The sequence below is a fragment of the Mycobacterium sp. NGS63 genome, from assembly GCF_059812295.1.
Map to the genome: position 1 here is coordinate 619,683 of NZ_JCALCJ010000003.1, position 17,644 is coordinate 637,326.

Consider the following 17,644-nt stretch of genomic DNA (forward strand, 5'->3'; position numbering starts at 1 on the left):
CGGTGGGAGACCATCCCCGAGATGGTCTTGAGCGCGGCGGACCGCTTCGGCGACGCGGAGGCGGTCGTCGACGGTCCGCTGCGCCTCACCTTCGCCGAACTGGTGCACCGGATACGCCGTGCCGCAGGGGCTTTCGCCGAACTCGGCATCGGCAAGGGCGAACGCGTCGCGATCTGGGCGCCCAACTCGGCCGAGTGGATCATCGCGGCGTTCGGATTGCTCACCGCGGGCGGCGTGCTGGTGCCGGTCAACACCCGGTTCAAGACGCAGGAAGCCGGCGACGTCATCACGCGCAGCGGGGCCAAGGCCGTGCTGGTGCAGAAGGGATTTCTCGGCCAAGATTACGTCGCGCCCGCCGGCGTCCCGGTGATCGACCTGAAGTCCGACTTCCTTTCCAGCGGTTCCCCGTTCGAGCGGGCGATGAGCGGCACCGACGTCTCGGACATCATCTTCACCTCGGGCACGACCGGCCGCCCGAAGGGCGCGATGATGAACCACCGGCAGACCCTGCGGATGTACGAGGAATGGGCGACGCTCGCCGATCTGCGCGAGGGCGACCGCTACCTGCAGATCAACCCGTACTTCCACACCTTCGGCCTGAAGGCGGGACTCATCACGTCGTTTCTGCGCGGCGCGACGATGCTGCCGGTCGCGGTATTCGACGTCGACGCGGTGGTGGATCTCATTGGGCGGGAACGCATCACGATGCTGCCCGGCCCACCGACGCTGTACCACTCGCTGCTGACCGTCGCCGACAAAACCAAGCTGTCGACGTTGCGCGCGGGGGTGACCGGCGCCGCCGACATCCCCGTCGAACTGGTCCGTCGCATCCACGGTGAATTGCCGTTCCAGACGCTGATGACCGGCTACGGGCTCACCGAGGCCGGCAACGTGACCCTGTCCCGGCCCGGCGACTCCTTCGAGGACGTCGCCACCACCGCGGGCCTGCCCTGCGAGGGCGTCGAGGTGCGCATCGCCGGCGACGGCGAGGTGCTCGCCCGCGGGTACGGCGTCATGCAGGGTTATCTCGACGATCCCGCCGGGACCGCCGAGGCGATCGATGCCGACGGCTGGCTGCACACCGGGGACCTGGGCAACCTCGACGACGCGGGCCGCCTGCGCATCGTCGGCCGCAAGAAGGACATGTTCATCGTCGGCGGATTCAACGCGTATCCCGCCGAGATCGAGGGCTTCCTGATGAACCACCCCGCCGTCGCGCAGGCGGCGGTCATCGGTGTTCCCGACGAGCGGCTCGGGCAGGTCGGCAAGGCCTTCGTGGTGCTCAACGGCCGCCAAGACACCGTCAGCGCCGAAGAATTGATCGCCTGGTGTCGTGACCGCATGGCGGGCTTCAAAGTGCCGCGCGCGGTACAGTTCCTTGATTCACTCCCACTCAACGCGACGGGGAAAGTGATGAAGGACCGGCTTCGTTGAGCACAGGCGACATCCACTCGATGGTGATCGCATCGGATTATCGCGTCCCGGATCCCACCCGGGTGTGGCCCCTGCTCGAGCGCAACAAGGCCGCCCTCGCCGATATCGGCGCGCACCACGTCCTGGTGTACACGTCCACCCACGACCACGGGCGCGTGCTGGTGATGATCGGGGTGCACAGCCGCGAGCCCATCGTGGAGTTGTTGCGCTCCCGCGTCTTCTTCGACTGGTTCGACGCCGCAGGCGTCGAGGACATCCCGGCCGTCTTCGCCGGCGAGATCATCGACCGCTTCGTTCCGCAGCCGCCGCCGGTCCCGGGGGCGCCCGGCGTCGTGGTGTCGGCGATCGCGTCGGTCGACGACGTGGCGACCCTGACCGCCGAGGTTCGCTCGGCGATGGGCAGGTTCACCGCGGCCGGCATCCGGAAGACGTGGGTTTTCCAGGCTTTCGACGACGAGCACGAGGTGCTGATCCTGCAGGAGTTTCCCGACGAGGAGGGCGCCCGGCAGTGGATCGACCACCCCGACTCCGCGGCGCCGTGGATGTCGGGCGCCGGCGTCGGCGCCTACCCGCCGCTGTTCGTCGGCCGGTTCTTCGACATGATGCGCATCGAGGGATAACGGCGCTTCAGCGGCGGGCGGCAGCGGTGGGTGACATGGATCCGACGAGCTGGCCCAACAGGTGCGGGATCTCCAGCCGCGGCAACACCACCTCGACGAACACCATGCGGTCCTGGTGCTGGGCGGCGGCGGTGAACGCGTCGTCGAGTTCGCCGTAGGTCTGCGCCCGGAACGTCAGGTGCTCGGTCACCCCCAGCGCGTGGGGGACATCGGTCCATTTCCAACTCGCAATGTCGTTGTAGGGGGCCGTTTCTCCGTGGATCGCCCGCTCCACGGTGTAGCCGTCGTTGTTGACGACGACGATGACGGGGGACAGTCCCTCGCGGGAGAAGGTGCCGAGTTCTTGGACGGTCAGCTGCGCGGCGCCGTCGCCGATCAGCAGCACCGTCCTGCGGTCGGGGTGGGCGACCGCGGCGCCGACCGCCGCCGGCAGCGTGTAACCGATTGAGCCCCAGAGGGGTTGGCCGATGAAGGTGACGCCCTGCGGCAGCCGGTGATCGGCCATGCCGTAAAACGACGTGCCCTGATCGGCGAGCACCACGTTGCCGGGCGTGAGCGCTACGCACAGCCGGTCCCACACCATCTGCTGGGTGAGCGGTTGATCGCGCGCTGGGGCCGGGGGCAACGGCGCGGCGGGCGGCGCCGCCACCGGCGGTGAGGTGATCCCCCGCCGGACCAGGATGGTGGCCAGCGCCTCCAGGGCGGCGCCCATCTCCAGCGGCGCGAAAACCTCGCCGGCCACGCTGCTTTGGTACTGCCCGACGTCGATCGTCCGCGCCGGGTCGATTCGCTGGCTGAAGAAGCCGCTGACCATGTCGGTGAACACCACCCCCGCCGTCACCAGCACCGAGGCCTCCTCGATCGCGGTGCGCACCCGATCGGCGCTCGCCGCGCCCGCGTAGATCCCCAGAAAGTTCGGGGAGCTCTCGTCGAGCAGGCTCTTTCCCCACATCAGCGTGGCGTGCGGTACCACGTCGGCCGCGAGCAGCGCCTCGAGTTCTTTGACGGCCTGCAGGCGGTGTACCAGCAAGTCGGCCAGCACGGTCAGCTGGTGCTCACCGATCAGCTCGGTGGCGGCGTCGACGAACAGCGACAGCGCGCGGGGGCTGGTGCCGCCGCTGTAGCGCGGCAGCGGCGCCTCCGGCGGTTCGGTGGGAAAGCGCGCGACGTCGGTGGACAGCAGGATGTAGCCGGGCCGCTTGTGTTCGCGCACCTCCGACAGCACCCGGTCGATCTCCCGGCACGCCGTGGCCGGCATGAGATTGGCCTGGGCGCAGGTGATTTCGCGGCTGATCCGGAAGAAGTGCTCGAAATCACCGTCGCCGAGCGAATGGTGCAGCGCGCGCCTGGTGCCCTGCGCGTCCTTCGACGGGCCGCCGACGATGTGCACGACCGGCACGTGCTCGGCGTAGCTGCCCGCGATCGCGTTGGCCGCCGAGAGCTCGCCGACCCCGAATGTCGTTACCACAGCGGACATTCCGCGCAGCCGCCCGTAGCCGTCGGCGGCGTAGCCGGCGTTGAGCTCGTTGGCGCTGCCCACCCAGCGGATGGTCGGGTGGGCGACGATGTGGTCTAAGAACGCCAGGTTGTAGTCGCCGGGGACGCCGAAGATCTCGGAGACGCCGAGTTCGGCGAGGCGGTCCAGCAGGTAGTCACCGACGGTGTAGACGGGATCAGTCACAAACACGACGGTACGCCCGGCCGAAACCATTCCCGCCGACACGGCACTTCGCCTATCGTGCGGGCCATGGCAATCAAAGAATCCCGTGACATCGTCATCGAAGCCAGTCCCGAGGAGATCTTGGAAGTCATCGCCGACTTCGAAGCGATGCCCGAATGGTCGGACCCCCACCAAAGCGCCGAGATCCTCGAGACCGGCGACGACGGTCGGCCCAGCAAGGTCAAGATGAAGGTCAGGACGGCGGGCATCACCGACGAACAGGTGGTGGCCTACACCTGGAGCGGCAACGAGGTGAGCTGGACGTTGGTCAGCTCCGGGCAGCAGAAGTCCCAGGACGGCAAGTACACCCTGGTCCCCAAGGGCGACTCGACGCTGGTCAAGATGGAGATCACCGTCGACCCCAACGTTCCGCTGCCCGGCTTCGTCCTCAAGCGCGCCGTCAAGGGGACGATCGATTCGGCCACCAAGGCGCTGCGCGAGCGGGTGCTGCAGGTGAAGAAGGGCAACTGACCCGGTGACCGGCGCGGGACCGCTGGCCGGGGTGCGGGTGATCGAACTCGGCGGCATCGGGCCGGGCCCGCACGCGGGCATGATGCTCGCCGACCTCGGCGCCGACGTGGTGCGGGTGCGTCGTCCGGGCGGCCTCACGATGCCGCCCGAGGACCGCGACCTGCTGCACCGGGGAAAGCGCATCGTCGACCTGGACGTCAAGGCCCAGCCCGCGGCGCTGTTGGACCTGGCCGCCAAGGCCGACGTGCTGCTCGACTGCTTCCGGCCCGGCACCTGCGAGCGGCTCGGCATCGGTCCCGACGACTGCGCGGCGGTCAATCCGCGGCTGATCTTCGCGCGGATGACCGGCTGGGGGCAGGACGGGCCGGTGGCCCAGACGGCCGGCCACGACATCAACTACCTGTCGCAGACCGGCGCGCTCTCGGCGCTGGGCTACCGGGATCGGCCGCCGATACCGCCGTTGAACCTGGTCGCCGACTTCGGCGGCGGCTCGATGCTGGTGCTGCTGGGGATCGCGGTCGCGCTGTACGAACGCGAGCGCTCGGGCAAGGGTCAGGTCGTGGACGCCGCGATGGTCGACGGGGTCAGCCTGCTCGCCCAGATGATGTGGACGATGAAGTCGACGGGCGCGCTGCGCGACGAGCGCGAGTCGTTCCTGCTCGACGGCGGCGCCCCGTTCTACCGGTGCTACGAGACCTCCGACGGCAAGTACATGGCCGTCGGCGCCATCGAACCGCAATTCTTCGCGGCGCTGCTGAGCGGGCTCGGCCTGTCACCCGATGAGGTGCCCGGCCAACTCGACATCGGTTCGTACCCAACGATGTACGACGTCTTCGCAACCCGGTTCGCCAGCCGGACCCGCCAGGAGTGGACCGACATCTTCGCCGGCACTGACGCGTGCGTCACCCCGGTGCTGACCTGGGCCGAGGCCGCCGCCAACGAGCACCTGAACGCGCGGTCGACGTTGATCACCGCCCACGGCGTCCAGCAGGCCGCCCCGGCGCCGCGTTTCTCCCGGACGCCGGGCGGCCCGGTCGGACCGCCGCCGGCGACGACTACTTCGCTCACCGAAATCGGCTGGTAGTTAAGAATATACGGCGAAACACCACGCGGGCGCAGGCCGTTGGGGTTAGTTTGTTCTCAGTGGCCGTAAAAGCATCACGAGAGTTTGTCGTCGACGCGCCGCCAGAAGTGGTCATGGAGGCGCTGACAGATGTCGGCCTGTTGTCATCGTGGTCGCCGCTGCACAGGCAGGTCGAAGTCCTCGACCGCTATCCCGACGGCCGGCCCCACCACGTCAGGGCCACGATCAAGATCCTGGGGCTCGTCGACAAAGAGGTCCTGGAATACCACTGGGGACCCGACTGGGTGGTCTACGACGCCAAGGGGACCGCGCAGCAGCACGGCCAGCACATCGAGTACAACATCAAACCCGAGGGCGTCGACCAGACCCGGGTGCGTTTCGACATCACCGTCGAACCGGCCGGGCCCATCCCGGGTTTCGTCGTCAAGCGGGCGACCGAGAAGGTGCTCAACGCGTCGGTGAAGGGGCTGACCGACCTCGTGGTGGGCGGCGCGAATTCGGGCGGGCCGGCCTAGTTGGCGTTTAGGGGTTCCGGGCGCGACCGCGATTGCTAATTTTGAAGCAGTGGCCGTACAAGCATCGTCGGAAATCGTCATCGACGCGCCCCCGGAAGCGATCATGGAGGCGCTCGCCGACATGGACGCCGTGCCGTCGTGGTCGTCGGTGCACAAGCGGGTCGAAGTCATCGACAAGCATCCCGACGGCCGGCCGCACCACGTCAAGGTCACCATCGCGGTGACCGGCATCCACGACACGGAACTGCTCGAATACCACTGGGGCCCCGACTGGATGGTGTGGGACGCGCGCAAGACGGCCCAGCAGCGCGGCCAGCACGGCGAGTACAACCTGACCCGCGAGGGTGAGGACAGGACGAGGGTGCGGTTCGCCATCACCGTCGAGCCGTGGGCGCCGCTGCCGGAGTTCTGGGTCAACCGGGCTCGCAAGAAGATCCTGCACGCGGCGCTCGAGGGGCTTCGGACGCGCGTGATGCGGGATTCGGCTAGGTAGCGGACGCGTTCCGCAGCGCGCCGAGTCGCCTGATCGCCTCGTCGAGGGTGGCGTCGCGTTTGCAGAAGGTAAAGCGCACCAAGTGATTCCACACGTCCAGATAGGGCGCCGCGGGGTCGCAGAACGCCGACATCGGGATCGCCGCCACCCCGACCTTCTCCGGCAGTGCCGCGCAGAACGCCGTGCTGTCGTCGTACCCGAGCGGGCGCGGGTCGGCGCACAGGAAATAACTGCCGTCGCTGTCGTGCACCGCGAAGCCGATCTCGGTCAGTCCCGCGGCCAGCCGATCGCGGCGGGACTGCAACGAGCGGCGCAGGTCGGCCACCCAGGCATCCTCGGTGTCCAGCGCGAGGGCCACGGCGGGCTGAAACGGCGCGCCGCCGACGTAGCTCAGGTACTGCTTGGCCGCGCGCAGCCCCGTGATGAGTTGCGCTGGGCCGCAAGCCCATCCGATCTTCCACCCGGTGCAGTTGAACATCTTGGCCGCGCTGGAAATGGTGATCGTGCGCTCGGCCATGCCGTCGAAGCCGGCCAGCGGCAGATGCTTCTTGCCGCCGGGGCCGTCGAACACCAGGTGCTCATACACCTCGTCGGTGATCACCAACAGGTCGGCGGCCACCGCGATCTCCGCGATGGCCGCCAGCTCGGTCGCGCCGAGCACCGTGCCGGTCGGGTTGTGCGGGGTGTTGACGATCAGCGCGCGGGTCTTCGGCGTGACCGCGCGGCGCAGGGCGTCGGCGTCGAGGGCAAAGCCGCGCCCGTCGGGGACCAGCGGCACCGCGACCCGCTGCGCGCCGGCCATCGCCACCACCGGGGAGTAGGAGTCGTAGAAGGGTTCGATGAGGATCACTTCGGAGCCCGGCTCGACCAGGCCGATCACCGCCGCGGCGATGGCTTCGGTGGCGCCGACGGTCACCAGCACCTCGGTGTCGGGGTCGTATTCGATGCCGAAGTGCCGGCGGCGCTGGGCGGCGACGGCCTGGCGCAGCGGCGCGATCCCTGTCCCGGGCGGGTATTGGTTGGCGCCGGCGGCGATGGCGTCTTGCGCGGCCTTCAGCAACGCCGGCGGCCCGTCCTCGTCGGGAAAGCCCTGGCCGAGGTTCACCGCGCCGATCCGCGCGGCCAGCGCCGACATCTCGGCGAACACCGTCGTGGCGTACGGCCGCAGTCGCGACACCGTCATGGGGGTTGAGCTTAGGGCGGGCGCTCCCACCGAGCGTGCGGCTGGCCGCACGTTCGGCGCCGAGCGTGCGGCTGGCCGCACATTCGGGCGTTCGGACCAGCGCCATTACTCCCAACCAACAGGTTGGTTTAGGGTGTTATCCGGTCCAACACTCCCATTTGTGAAGAGGAAGCCGACATGTCCGAAGAAGCCTTCGTCTACGAGGCGATCCGCACGCCGCGCGGCAAGCAGAAGAACGGCTCGCTGACCGAGGTCAAGCCGCTGAACCTGGTCGTCGGCCTCATCGAGGAGCTGCGCAAGCGCCACCCCGACCTGGACGAGAACCTGATCAGCGACGTCGTATTGGGGTGCGTTTCGCCCGTGGGCGACCAGGGCGGCGACATCGCGCGCACCGCGGTGATCGCGGCCGGGATGCCCGACACGGTCGGCGGTGTGCAGCTCAACCGCTTCTGCGCCTCCGGGCTCGAGGCCGTGAACACCGCCGCGCAGAAGGTCCGCTCCGGCTGGGACGACCTGGTGCTCGCCGGTGGGGTGGAGTCGATGAGCCGCGTGCCGATGGGCTCCGACGGCGGTGCGATGATGGCCGACCCGGCCACCTCCTACGACGCCTACATCGTCCCGCAGGGCATCGGCGCCGACCTGATCGCGACCATCGAGGGCTTCTCCCGCGAGGACGTGGACGCCTACGCGCTGCGGTCGCAGGAGCTGGCGGCCGCGGCGTGGTCGGGCGGTTACTTCGCCAAGTCCGTGGTGCCGGTCCGCGACCAGAACGGCCTGCTGATCCTCGACCACGACGAGCACATGCGGCCCGACACCACCATGGAGGGCCTGGCCAAACTGAAGCCCGCCTTCCAGGGACTGGCCGACATGGCCGGCTTCGACGACGTGGCGCTGCAGAAGTATCACTGGGTCGAGAAGATCAACCACGTCCACACCGGCGGCAACAGCTCGGGCATCGTCGACGGCGCCGCGCTGGTGCTGATCGGTAACGAGAAGGCAGGCGCCTCGCAGGGCCTGACGCCGCGCGCGCGCATCGTCGCCACCGCGACCACCGGCGCCGACCCGACCATCATGCTCACCGGCCCGACGCCGGCCACCCAGAAGGTGCTCGACCGGGCCGGGCTGACCGTCGACGACATCGACCTGTTCGAGCTGAACGAGGCGTTCGCGTCGGTCGTCCTGAAGTTCCAGAAGGACCTCAACATCCCCGACGAGAAGCTCAACGTCAACGGCGGCGCCATCGCGATGGGCCACCCGCTGGGCGCCACCGGCGCCATGATCCTGGGCACCATGGTCGACGAGCTCGAGCGCCGCAACGCCCGCCGCGCGGTGGTCACGCTGTGCATCGGCGGCGGCATGGGCGTCGCGACGATCATCGAGAGGGTTTAAGCACATGGCAGAGAACACCATTCAGTGGGACAAAGACGCCGACGGCATCGTCACCCTGACGCTGGACGACCCGACCGGGTCGGCCAACGTGATGAACGAGCACTACAAGGAGTCCATGAACAAGGCGGTGGAACGCCTTGTCGCCGAAAAGGACTCGGTCACCGGGGTGGTGATCACCAGCGCCAAGAAGACGTTCTTCGCCGGCGGTGACCTGAAGGGCATGATCAACCTCGGCCCGGAGAACGCCGGCGAGGCGTTCGACACCGTCGAGGCGGTCAAGCGGGACCTGCGCACGCTTGAGACCCTGGGCAAGCCTGTGGTGGCCGCGATCAACGGCGCGGCGCTGGGCGGCGGCCTGGAGATCGCGCTGGCCTGTCACCACCGCATCGTCGCCGACGTCAAGGGCGTCCAGATCGGGCTGCCCGAGGCCACCCTGGGCCTGCTGCCCGGCGGCGGCGGCGTCACCCGCACCGTGCGGATGCTGGGCATCCAGAACGCGTTCGTCAACGTGCTGAGCCAGGGCACCCGCTTCAAGCCGGCCGCGGCCAAGGACAACGGCCTCGTCGACGAGATCGTCGGCAGCGTCGAGGAATTGGTCCCCGCCGCCAAATCGTGGATCAAGGCCAACCCCGAGGCGCACACCCAGCCGTGGGACGTCAAGGGCCACAAGATTCCCGGCGGCACCCCGTCGTCGCCGGCGCTCGCGGCCATCCTGCCGTCGTTCCCGTCGCTGCTGCGCAAGCAGCTCAAGGGCGCGCCGATGCCCGCGCCGCGGGCCATCCTGGCCGCCGCGGTCGAGGGCGCGCAGGTGGACTTCGACACCGCGAGCCGCATCGAGAGCCGCTACTTCACCGAGCTGGTCACCGGCCAGGTCGCCAAGAACATGATCCAGGCGTTCTTCTTCGACCTGCAGGCCATCAACTCCGGCGCATCGCGTCCGGACGGCATCGGCAAGACCCCGATCAACAAGATCGGCGTGCTCGGGGCCGGCATGATGGGCGCGGGCATCGCCTACGTGTCGGCCAAGGCCGGCTACGAGGTGGTGCTCAAGGACGTCAGCGCCGAGGCCGCCGCCAAGGGCAAGGGCTACTCCGAGAAGCTGGAGGCCAAGGCCCTCGAGCGCGGCAAGACCACGCAGGAAAAGAGCGACGCGCTGCTGGCGCGGATTCATCCGACCGCCGACCCCGCCGATCTGAAGGGCGTCGACTTCGTCATCGAGGCGGTGTTCGAGAACCAGGACCTCAAGCACCAGGTGTTCCAGGAGATCGAGGACATCGTCGAGCCCAACGCGGTGCTGGGATCGAACACCTCGACGCTGCCGATCACCGGGCTGGCGACCGGCGTCAAGCGGCAGGAGGACTTCATCGGGATTCACTTCTTCTCGCCGGTCGACAAGATGCCGCTGGTCGAAATCATCAAGGGCGAGAAGACATCCGACGAGGCGCTGGCCCGCGTGTTCGACTACACCCTGGCCATCGGCAAGACCCCGATCGTGGTCAACGACAGCCGCGGGTTCTTCACCAGCCGCGTCATCGGCACCTTCGTCAACGAGGCGCTGGCGATGCTCGGCGAGGGCGTGGAGCCGGCCAGCATTGAGCACGCGGGGTCGCAGGCCGGTTACCCGGCGCCGCCGCTGCAGCTGTCCGACGAGCTCAACCTGGAGCTGATGCACAAGATCGCCGTCGCCACCCGCAAGGGCGTCGAGGACGCGGGCGGCACCTACGAGCCGCACCCGGCCGAGGCGGTCGTCGAGAAGATGATCGAGATCGGGCGGTCGGGCCGGCTGAAGGGCGCCGGGTTCTACGAATACCCCGACGGCAAGCGGACCGGCCTGTGGCCCGGACTGCGCGAGACGTTCAAGTCCGGTTCGTCGCAGCCGCCGCTGCAGGACATGATCGACCGGATGCTGTTCGCCGAGGCGCTCGAGACGCAGAAGTGCCTCGACGAGGGCGTGCTGACGTCGACCGCCGACGCCAACATCGGCTCGATCATGGGCATCGGCTTCCCGCCGTGGACCGGCGGCAGCGCGCAGTTCATCGTCGGCTACGAGGGTCCGGCCGGCACCGGCAAGGAGGCCTTCGTGGCGCGCGCCAAGGAGTTGGCCGCCAAGTACGGCGACCGCTTCCTGCCGCCGAAGTCGCTCACCTAGTTACCGCGAGCAGACGCAAAAGCCCCCGCACGCACGGCGTGTCGGGGGCTTTTGCGTCTGCTCGCGCTTACGAGGCGCGGCGCTGGAAGAGGTAGTAGCGCACCGGGGTCTTTTCGCGGTCGAGCTCACCCTCGTGGCCGGCGGACAACAGCGTCCAGCCCGCGGTGAACCGCCGTTCCATTTCGGCGGGTTCGACGCCGCGCACGCCGAGCCGCCCGCCGGGCAGGAACGCGACGACGAGCAGCCGTGCGTCGCGCGCGGCGACTGCGCTGACCTCGCGGACGTACGCGTCGCGGTCGCCGTCGCTCATGTTGTGCAGGCAGCCGTTGTCGACGATGAGCGAGAAATCGGCGCCGATGCCCGCCTGCGTCAGGCGCGTGACGTCGGCCTGGACGAAGTCGACCGCCAGGTCGGCCGCCTTGGCGCGGGCCTTGTCGAGGGCCTTGGGCACGAAGTCGACGCCGGTGACCTTCCAGCCGTGTCGCGCCAGGTAGATCGACGCGTCCCCGGTGCCGCAGCCCAGGTCCAGGGCCCTCCCCGCGGGCAGCGGGGGTGTGTCACCGGTTCCCTCGACGAGGTCCTGCAGGTTCTGTGCGATCGGGTGACCGTCCCACGGGGTGAAGCCGATGCGGTAGAAGATCCGGAAGAGGGTGTGTTTGGAGGCCATGCCCTAACCCTATGCGGCGGTGGTCATCCCGTAACGGCCGCGGCGAGGCGGCGCCATTGCTCGCGCGGAAATTCCCTCGGGTCGGCCGTCAGCACCTGGACACAGACGTGGTCGGCGCCGGCCGCGCGATGTTCGTCGACCCTGCGCATGATCGCCCCCTCGTCTCCCCAGGCGATGATCGCGTCGAAGAGCCGGTCGCTGACCTGCGCCAGGTCGTCTTCGGAAAACCCGCTGCGCAGTAGGTTATTGGCGTAGTTCGGCAGCGCCAGATACGCCCGCAGCCAGTCGGTTCCGACGCGGCGTGCCTCGTCGGCGTCGTCGGTCAGGATCGCGGTCTGCTCGGGCAGCAACAACGGGCCCTGGCCCAAAGTCGAACGGGCGGAAGCGGTGTGCTCGGGGGTGACCAGGTAAGGGTGGGCCCCGCGGGCACGCGTGGCCGACAGGGTCAGCATCTTCGGACCGAGCGCGGCGAGCACCCGCGCGTCGACCGGCACGGGTTGCGGCGCGGCATCCAGCCCGTCCAGGAACGACGCCGTCGCCGCCAGCGGTTTGCGGTAGCGCCCGGGTTCCCCGGCGTCGATCAGGGGCGCGTGGCTGACCCCGATCCCCAGCAGGAAGCGCTCGCCGTGCTCGGCGGTCAGCGCGGCGTAGGACCCGGCGACGTCGGTGGCGGCGTGCATCCACAGGTTCAAGATTCCGGTGGCGATCACGGTCCGCTTGGTGGCGGCAAGCAGGCGGCCCACCGCGTCGAACACCGGCCCGCCCACGTCGGGAATCCACAGCGCTGTGAAGCCCAGCTCGTCCAATTCCGCTGCGGCGTCGGCGCTTTCGGATGGGTCGCCGTAGCGCAGTTGGCTGCTCCAGATGCCGATTCCGGTCAGCTCCATCGGCGATCGTTCCTTTCGTGGCATGCCTGAGCCGTCAAACCTCGGCTGCGCTGTAGTCGGGCACCGGCATCGAGTCGTGCATGCGCACGCCCTTGGTGTTCAGCTTGGCCAGCGCTCGGGACAGCGAGCCCGGCATCAGTGAGACTAGCCGGACCCCGCGGGTCAGGGCCCAGACCCCGGCCCGGGAGCCGGGGATGAGGCTCTTGGCGGCGCCACGCGCAAACGCCCGGCTCAGGTGGACCGGTTCGCGCATCTGCAGCTCGTAGGCGGCGAACGCCCGCAGGTGATCCCCGGCGGCCCGGGCCAGCTCCCCGGCCAGCACGTAGGCGCCGAGGACCGCGAGGCTGGTGCTGCCGCCGACCGCCGGGCCGGGGCAGTACCCGGCGTCGCCGACGAGGGTGACCCGCCGCCGCGACCACCGGTCCATGCGCAGCTGGCTGATCGCGTCGAAATAGAACGCGGGCGTGTCGGCGACCTCCTCGAGCCAGCGGTCCACCTGCGGGTGCATGCCCACGAAGGCCTCGCGCAGTAACTCCTTCTGCCGCAACGAATCCCGATGGCCGTAGTCGAACTCCTCGGTGCTGCGGAACATGAACACCGCCCGCGCGTCGTCCAGATGGTCGGCGGTGTAGATCGCCGCGAGGCGGCCGACACCGATGTGGCCGATCATCTCGCCGGGTTTGGCCAGCGTCGCGGGCGCCGACACCACCGCCAGGTAGCCGCCGAGGAACCGGGTCAGGCCGGCCTCCTCGCCGAACGTCAGGCGCCGGACGTTGGAGTGGAGCCCGTCGGCGCCGACGATGACGTCGAAGCGGCGGGCGGGGGAGTGTTCGAACGTGACCTCGCCGTCGTGGTCGATCGCCGTGATGGAGTCGCCGAAGACGTATTCGACGTCGTCGCGGCCGGCGTCGTAATAGATCTCGCTGAGGTCGTCGCGCATGATCTCGACGTGGCGGTCCGACGCGATGCCGACGAGCTTGGTGAGGTCGATCTCGGTGGGCCGCGGCCTGCCCTCGCGATGCATGGTCAGGCGGTCGGTTCCGGTGGCGAGCGCCTCGATGCGTGGCAAGACGCCCATCTTCGCCGAGATCTCCATGGCCGGGCGGAACAGGTCGACGGCGTGGCCGCCGGTCTTGCGCAGCCCGGGCGCGCGCTCGACGACGGTGACCTCGAAGCCGTGCCGGGCCAGCCAGTAGGCCAGTACGGGCCCGGCGATGCTGGCGCCGGAGACGAGAATCCGCATGACGGCCTCCTCGGACTTACTTAACGTTCGGTAAGCCTAACATCCCGCTTACCTATCGGTAAGTCAGATACGCTCGGAGCGTGAGTGGTCCCCGGTCGGACACCCGGCAGCGCATCCAAGAGGCCGCTCGGGAGCTTTTTCTGCACCAGGGCGTGCAGCGCACCAGCCTGCAGGACATCGCGGACAAACTCGGCATCACCAAACCCGCGCTGTACTACCACTTCGCCTCGCGGGAGGAACTGGTGCGCAGCATCCTGGTGCCGTTGATCGACGAAGGCGAGCAATTCATCGACGATCAGGAAGGCCGGTCCGGGGTGAATGCCCGCGAATTGCTCGAGGGCTATTTCGATTTCCACTATCGCCACCGCCACGACCTGATGCTGGTGCTGGCCGAAATCGCGATGCTGGCCGACCTGGGGCTCATCGACAAGGTGCTGGCGTGGCGGGACCGGCTCGGCAAGCTGGTGTTCGGCCCGCGGCCCACCCTCGAGCAGTCCGCCCGCGCCGTCCTCGCGTTCGGCGGGCTGCAGGACTGCTGCCTGCAGTTCCCCGATGTCCCTTACGACGTGCTGCGCGAGACGTCGGTGCGCGCCGCGCTCGATGCGCTGGGGGTGAAATCACGGCGGGCCAGGTCAGCGCGGGGCTAGAGTCCCCTCTTATGCGCTTTGGTCTTTTCATTCCGCAGGGCTGGCGAATGGATCTGGTCGGCATCGACCCCGCGAAGCACTGGGCGGTGATGCGCGACCTGGCCACCTACGCCGACAACGCCGCGTGGGACTCGCTGTGGGTCTACGACCACTTCCACACGGTCCCGATGCCGACGGGCGAGGCCACCCACGAGGCCTGGTCGCTGATGGCGGCCTACGCGGCGACGACGTCGCGCATCAAGCTGGGCCAGATGTGCACGGCGATGAGCTACCGCAATCCGGTGTACCTGGCCAAGGTGGCCGCGACCGCCGACATCATCTCCGGCGGCCGGATCCAGATGGGCATCGGCGGAGGCTGGTACGAACACGAGTGGCGCGCTTACGGTTACGGGTTCCCGTCGGCCAAGGTGCGGCTGGCGAGGCTGGACGAAGGCGTGCAGATCATGCGCGACGCCTGGCGCGACGGCAAAGTCAGTTTCGCCGGCGAGCAGTACCAGGTCGACGGGGCCATCGTCGCCCCGAAGCCGCTGCAGGACAACGGCATACCGCTGTGGATCGCCGGCGGCGGGGAAAAGGTGACTTTGCGCATCGCGGCGAAGTACGCGCAGTACACCAACTTCACGCCCGAACCCGAGGCCTTCGCCCACAAATCGGAGGTGCTGGCACAGCATTGCCGCGACGTGGGCACCGACTTCGGCGCGATCGTGCGCTCGGCCAATTTCACCGCCGTCGTCGCCCCGTCCGAGGCCGACGTCAAAGACCGGCTGCAGCGGGTCCGCGACCGGCTGGCCGGTTATGTGCCTGAGACGCTGGCGGATTCGATGACGACCGGCCTACCGGACTCGGCAACGGGCACGACCGAGCAGGTGGTGGAGCGGCTGATCAAGATTCGCGACCTCGGGTGCGAGTACGCGATCTGCTATTTCCCCGAGGCCGCCTATGACCGTTCGGGCATCGAGTTGTTCGAACGCGAGGTCATTCCGGCACTGAGCTAGATGTCGGTGGTGGCGTAGCGCGTCTTGACGGGAGGCGCGGCCAGCAGGGGAGGCAGCTGCGTGAGCTTTCCCTCGCCGGCCCGATAGGCGCGATAGGCCTCGTCGTGTTCGACGGTGTCCCACAGTTCGTAGATGATCCAGTGCGCTTCGTCGGCCTCGTCGACGAGCACGTCGGTGCGCAGGTTTCCGTCGAAGGCGCGGGTGTCCTGCAGCGCGCGGCCCATCACCTCGCGGCCCGCGGCGACCTCGTCGGGTTTGAATCTGAGCTCGAGTATCACCGTGACTGGCATCGTGGTCTCCTTGCTCGGCGGCGGGGTCGCTCCTCAGCCTCACATACCCGGCGGGCGGGGCGCAGGGGCGGGTCGCGGGCAGCGAGAACGAGATTTCCACTTTTGTCGAATGCTGTTGTACCTTTCAGGGAGCGCGTTGTTTTGTCGCGGACCGCGGACGATCGCTGGAGGATCCCCTATGCAGAAGGCACTCGCCCCCGAAATCTCCACCTGGCCCGACGAGAACCCCCAGCTGATCGGGAGTCGCTGCGGCAACTGCGGTGCCACCACGTTCCCGGTGCAGCAGTGGTGCCCGCGCTGCAGCGGCGGCGAGATGACCGCGGTGCTGTTGCCGCGCCGCGGAACCCTGGTGGCCTGGACCACCCAGGGCTTCCCGCCGGGCGCCCCCTATGCCGGCCCGGCCGGCAAGGACTTCGTGCCGTTCGGCGTGGGCCTGGTCCAGCTGGACGACGTCATCCGGGTCGAGGGCCGGCTGACCGAGAACAACCCGGCCAAGCTGCGGTTCGGTCAGGAGGTCGAGCTGACCATGGTGCCGCTCACCACCGACGACGAGGGCGCCGAGGTCATGACATTCGCTTTCCGGCCGGTCTAGTGGCGATCGCGAGCGCGGCGGAGCCGGGTGAAGCGGATCGCCACCAGCTACCCAAGTAGGAGGTTGAGATGACTAACGACGTCGCCATCATCGGCGTGGGCCTGCACCCGTTCGGCCGGTTCGAGAAGACCGCGATGCAGATGGGGGCCGAGGCCATCCAGGCCGCCCTGACCGACGCCGGCGTGGACTGGAAGGACATCCAGTTCGGCTTCGGCGGCAGCCACGAGGTGTCCAACCCCGACGCGGTGACCCGCCTGGTCGGGCTGACCGGCATCACGTTCACCAACGTGTTCAACGCCTGCGCCACCGCCGCCAGCGCCATCCAGCAGACCGCCGACACGATCCGGCTGGGCAAGTACGACATCGGCATCGCCATCGGGCTGGACAAGCACCCGCGGGGCGCGTTCACCGACGACCCCGCCAAGCTCGCGCTGCCGCAGTGGTACGCGCAGAACGGGCAGTTCGTCACCACCAAGTTCTTCGGGATGAAGGCCAACAAGTACCTGCACGACCACAACATCTCCCAGGAGACATTGGCGCGGGTAGCCAACAAGAACTTCCGCAACGGTGCGCTGAATCCGAATGCCTTCCGGCGCAAGGAGATCTCGGTCGAAGAGATCCTCAACTCGAACGTGCTCAATTACCCGCTGACGCAGTACATGTTCTGCGCGCCCGACGAGGGCGCCGCGGCCGTGGTGATGTGCCGCGCCGACATCGCGCACCGCTACACCGATAAGCCGGTCTACGTGCGGGCGTGCGAGATCCGCACTCGCACGTACGGCGCCTACGAGGTGCATGCCACGTTCGCCCCACTGGACGAGGACGTTTCGCCGACGGTGTATGCGTCCAAGGCGGCCTACGAGGCGGCGGGCATCGGGCCGGAGGACGTCGACGTCGCACAGCTGCAGGACACCGACGCCGGCAACGAGGTCATCCACATGGCCGAGACCGGCCTGTGCGCCGACGGGGAGCAGGAGAAGCTGCTGGCCGACGGCGCCACCGAGATCCACGGCTCGATGCCGGTCAACACCGACGGCGGGCTGATCGCCAACGGCGAACCGATCGGCGCGTCGGGCCTGCGGCAGATGCACGAGCTGGTGCGCCAGCTGCGCGGCGAGGCGGGCGAGCGGCAGGTGCCCGGCAACCCGCGCGTCGGCCTGGCGCAGGTGTACGGGGCGCCCGGCACCGCGTCGGCCACGATCCTGTCGCTGTAGGTAGTTACCGCGAGCAGACGCAAAAGCCCCTCAAAACAGCAGTTTTGAGGG

Annotated in this window: 18 protein-coding genes; 12 read left to right on the forward strand and 6 right to left on the reverse strand. The window is 68.6% G+C overall.

The genetic code is table 11. The features are described 5' to 3' along the window. Positions 1 to 21 precede the first annotated feature (21 nt). Both AC5Y4Z_RS10010 and AC5Y4Z_RS10015 read left to right on the forward strand, forming a co-directional pair. Complete coding sequence (locus AC5Y4Z_RS10010) at positions 22 to 1,434, forward strand: FadD3 family acyl-CoA ligase (protein ID WP_499963100.1); 1,413 nt, start codon at positions 22 to 24, stop codon at positions 1,432 to 1,434. Beyond that, positions 1,431 to 2,054: a fatty-acid--CoA ligase gene (locus AC5Y4Z_RS10015; RefSeq protein WP_499963102.1), complete on the forward strand. Its 624-nt coding sequence runs from the start codon at positions 1,431 to 1,433 to the stop codon at positions 2,052 to 2,054. Before AC5Y4Z_RS10010 ends, AC5Y4Z_RS10015 begins: the two co-directional genes overlap by 4 nt. A 7-nt stretch (positions 2,055 to 2,061) precedes the next feature. Here the strand turns inward: AC5Y4Z_RS10015 and AC5Y4Z_RS10020 are convergent, their stop codons facing one another. Continuing rightward, complete coding sequence (locus tag AC5Y4Z_RS10020; protein WP_499963345.1) at positions 2,062 to 3,765, reverse strand: alpha-keto acid decarboxylase family protein; 1,704 nt, start codon at positions 3,763 to 3,765, stop codon at positions 2,062 to 2,064. Between the two features lie 36 nt (positions 3,766 to 3,801). On the opposite strand from AC5Y4Z_RS10020, the gene AC5Y4Z_RS10025 reads away from it, so the two are divergent. Genes AC5Y4Z_RS10025 through AC5Y4Z_RS10040 form a run of 4 tightly spaced genes read left to right on the forward strand, consistent with a single transcriptional unit; the run spans position 3,802 to position 6,337 of the window. Beyond that, on the forward strand, positions 3,802 to 4,245 hold the full coding sequence (locus AC5Y4Z_RS10025) for an SRPBCC family protein (RefSeq protein WP_499963104.1): 444 nt from the start codon (positions 3,802 to 3,804) through the stop codon (positions 4,243 to 4,245). A 4-nt stretch (positions 4,246 to 4,249) separates the two neighbouring features. Next, complete coding sequence (locus AC5Y4Z_RS10030) at positions 4,250 to 5,329, forward strand: CaiB/BaiF CoA transferase family protein (RefSeq protein WP_499963106.1); 1,080 nt, start codon at positions 4,250 to 4,252, stop codon at positions 5,327 to 5,329. Positions 5,330 to 5,388: 59 nt separating this feature from the next. Then, positions 5,389 to 5,844 carry an SRPBCC family protein gene (locus AC5Y4Z_RS10035; protein ID WP_499963108.1) on the forward strand — a complete coding sequence of 152 codons (456 nt, stop codon included), beginning with the start codon at positions 5,389 to 5,391 and terminating at the stop codon, positions 5,842 to 5,844. A gap of 49 nt (positions 5,845 to 5,893) precedes the next feature. Beyond that, positions 5,894 to 6,337, forward strand: a complete 444-nt coding sequence (locus tag AC5Y4Z_RS10040) for an SRPBCC family protein (protein ID WP_499963110.1) — start codon at positions 5,894 to 5,896, stop codon at positions 6,335 to 6,337. On the opposite strand, the gene AC5Y4Z_RS10045 is transcribed toward AC5Y4Z_RS10040, so the two are convergent. Then, complete coding sequence (locus tag AC5Y4Z_RS10045; RefSeq protein ID WP_499963112.1) at positions 6,330 to 7,520, reverse strand: pyridoxal phosphate-dependent aminotransferase; 1,191 nt, start codon at positions 7,518 to 7,520, stop codon at positions 6,330 to 6,332. The two genes, AC5Y4Z_RS10040 and AC5Y4Z_RS10045, sit on opposite strands and share 8 nt — an antisense overlap. Positions 7,521 to 7,697: 177 nt before the next feature. Between AC5Y4Z_RS10045 and AC5Y4Z_RS10050 the strand changes: the two genes are divergently transcribed. Then, positions 7,698 to 8,909, forward strand: coding sequence for an acetyl-CoA C-acetyltransferase (locus AC5Y4Z_RS10050; RefSeq protein WP_499963114.1), 1,212 nt, complete (start codon positions 7,698 to 7,700; stop codon positions 8,907 to 8,909). Positions 8,910 to 8,913: 4 nt separating this feature from the next. Next, a complete protein-coding gene (locus AC5Y4Z_RS10055) occupies positions 8,914 to 11,058 on the forward strand; it encodes a 3-hydroxyacyl-CoA dehydrogenase NAD-binding domain-containing protein (RefSeq protein WP_499963116.1) in 2,145 nt (714 codons plus the stop codon). A 67-nt stretch (positions 11,059 to 11,125) separates the two neighbouring features. Here AC5Y4Z_RS10055 and AC5Y4Z_RS10060 read toward each other — a convergent pair whose 3' ends face one another. From AC5Y4Z_RS10060 to AC5Y4Z_RS10070, 3 genes are read right to left on the reverse strand one after another with little or no spacing between them, the layout of a single operon-like run. Next, positions 11,126 to 11,725 carry a class I SAM-dependent methyltransferase gene (locus AC5Y4Z_RS10060; RefSeq protein ID WP_499963118.1) on the reverse strand — a complete coding sequence of 200 codons (600 nt, stop codon included), beginning with the start codon at positions 11,723 to 11,725 and terminating at the stop codon, positions 11,126 to 11,128. 23 nt (positions 11,726 to 11,748) lie between these two features. Further along, the gene (locus AC5Y4Z_RS10065; RefSeq protein ID WP_499963120.1) at positions 11,749 to 12,612 is read right to left on the reverse strand and encodes an LLM class F420-dependent oxidoreductase; all 864 of its coding nucleotides are present in this window, start codon (positions 12,610 to 12,612) and stop codon (positions 11,749 to 11,751) included. Between the two features lie 34 nt (positions 12,613 to 12,646). Beyond that, complete coding sequence (locus tag AC5Y4Z_RS10070; protein WP_499963122.1) at positions 12,647 to 13,855, reverse strand: FAD-dependent monooxygenase; 1,209 nt, start codon at positions 13,853 to 13,855, stop codon at positions 12,647 to 12,649. 80 nt (positions 13,856 to 13,935) lie between these two features. Here AC5Y4Z_RS10070 and AC5Y4Z_RS10075 point away from each other — a divergent pair, with 80 nt between their 5' ends. Further along, on the forward strand, positions 13,936 to 14,502 hold the full coding sequence (locus AC5Y4Z_RS10075; RefSeq protein WP_499963124.1) for a TetR/AcrR family transcriptional regulator: 567 nt from the start codon (positions 13,936 to 13,938) through the stop codon (positions 14,500 to 14,502). An 11-nt stretch (positions 14,503 to 14,513) separates the two neighbouring features. Beyond that, positions 14,514 to 15,497: an LLM class F420-dependent oxidoreductase gene (locus AC5Y4Z_RS10080; RefSeq protein ID WP_499963126.1), complete on the forward strand. Its 984-nt coding sequence runs from the start codon at positions 14,514 to 14,516 to the stop codon at positions 15,495 to 15,497. On the opposite strand, the gene AC5Y4Z_RS10085 is transcribed toward AC5Y4Z_RS10080, so the two are convergent. Then, on the reverse strand, positions 15,494 to 15,787 hold the full coding sequence (locus AC5Y4Z_RS10085; RefSeq protein ID WP_499963129.1) for a putative quinol monooxygenase: 294 nt from the start codon (positions 15,785 to 15,787) through the stop codon (positions 15,494 to 15,496). The two genes, AC5Y4Z_RS10080 and AC5Y4Z_RS10085, sit on opposite strands and share 4 nt — an antisense overlap. 178 nt (positions 15,788 to 15,965) lie before the next feature. Between AC5Y4Z_RS10085 and AC5Y4Z_RS10090 the strand changes: the two genes are divergently transcribed. Beyond that, positions 15,966 to 16,379 (forward strand): Zn-ribbon domain-containing OB-fold protein, encoded by a 414-nt coding sequence (locus AC5Y4Z_RS10090; protein WP_499963131.1) that lies wholly within the window; start codon positions 15,966 to 15,968, stop codon positions 16,377 to 16,379. A gap of 68 nt (positions 16,380 to 16,447) precedes the next feature. Beyond that, a complete protein-coding gene (locus AC5Y4Z_RS10095; protein ID WP_499963133.1) occupies positions 16,448 to 17,593 on the forward strand; it encodes a thiolase family protein in 1,146 nt (381 codons plus the stop codon). Positions 17,594 to 17,644: the final 51 nt, after the last annotated feature.